The 1,322-nt window shown below is 72.4% G+C and carries 1 protein-coding gene and 1 pseudogene; both read right to left on the bottom strand.

Features of this window, described 5'->3' with window-relative positions; all coding sequences use genetic code 11:
* On the bottom strand, nt 1-399 hold a 399-nt coding region (locus AWZ10_RS23835; protein WP_159058330.1), incomplete at its 3' end, for a hypothetical protein.
* Between the two features lie 347 nt (nt 400-746).
* A pseudogene (locus AWZ10_RS23830) lies at nt 747-1,322 on the bottom strand (precorrin-6y C5,15-methyltransferase (decarboxylating) subunit CbiE); the annotation flags it as partial.

Genomic DNA, 1,322 nt, shown 5'->3' with positions numbered 1-1,322 from the left:
GGGCGGCGCCGCGTAGATCACGGTGGCGATCCTGGCGGAGGCATCAGGGGTGGGCGGACCGAGATGCAGCGGGCGGCGGGCCACCGGCGGCTGCGGGACGGGGGTCGCGACGGGGGTACGGACGGCGCCGAGGTCGAGCGAGCCGCTGTCGCGGCCGGACATCTCGTGCGGGCCCGGCTCGTGGACGACCTGGACGACGGGCTCGGGGGCGGGCGGCGGCATCTCGTTGCCCCACGCGCCCTGGGCACCCGGCAGCAGGAGGTCTTCGTCCTCGGTGGTGGTCTCGGTGGTGGTCTCGGAGAGGTAGGTGTACGCACCCGGCGCAGGGACGCCCGGCTGCTCCACCATGCCTGCGCTCTCCGGCAGTCCCTCGCCCGGGACCTGGCCGGTGTCGGTCATGCGTACCCCTCGCCCATCGGTTAGTGCCTCCATGCCAGCTGGCCCGGGAACGGCGCACCTACCGCCCCACTGTGAAGAACGAGCGTGCGTGCCCAGCGGCACGTGACGACCCGGCTGCTTGTCGACAAAGCCATTGAAAGGCCATTGTCCCGGTCGTCCCCCCGTCGCGACAGCTTGATCCGCGACAGTCCGCTGTGGACTGCGCCACGTTGCGCGTCCTCCCCGTTTCGCTGTACCACACACGCCCTCAAAACGGGCGCGTTTTTAGGACATTGACCGACGAAGTGCCGGGTGTCGAAGTGCGGTACAACAGTCGGCCAGCCTACCGCGCCGGTACGACAACCGGATCACAGGGAACGGTCGGGCAAGGTCCCGCTGAGCAGGAACGCGACGCTCCGTTCCCGCTCCGTCCAGGCCCTTGTATCGAGTTCCACGGACTGGACGAAGTCGCAGCGGACCTCGTACCCGTGCTCGGTCAGGTCTCGTCCGATGCGCTCGGCGGCGGGACGGGTCAGGGCGTGGGTGACGATGCGCTGCGGGCGGCGGTCAGCGACGGCGGAGACCACCGCCGCTCCCCCGCCGCCGACGCGTACGACGTCGGGTTCGGGGAGGTTCTCCAGGATGTGCGGGGCGGCGCCGTGGACCACCTGGAGTTGTACGCCGAAGCGACGGGCGGCGAGGGTCGTACGGCCGCAGGCCTCGGGGTCGCGGTCGACGGCGATGACGGCGGCGCCGCAGCGGGCGGCGTCGGTGGCGAAGGCGCCGCTGCCGGAGCCGATGTCCCACACGAGGTCGCCCACGCGCGGCCCCAGGCGGGCCAGTTGGGAGGAGCGCAGCAGTTCGGCCTCGCCCTCACCCATGGCGCCGCCGTAGACGCCGGAGGGCAGGGACCAGCCGCGCGGCCCGGTGCCGGGGTCGCGGCC

The organism is Streptomyces europaeiscabiei (genome assembly GCF_001550375.1).
Lineage (GTDB): Bacteria > Actinomycetota > Actinomycetes > Streptomycetales > Streptomycetaceae > Streptomyces > Streptomyces europaeiscabiei.
Note: the sequence above shows the minus strand (reverse complement) of the source record. Positions and strands in the feature narration are given on the sequence as shown.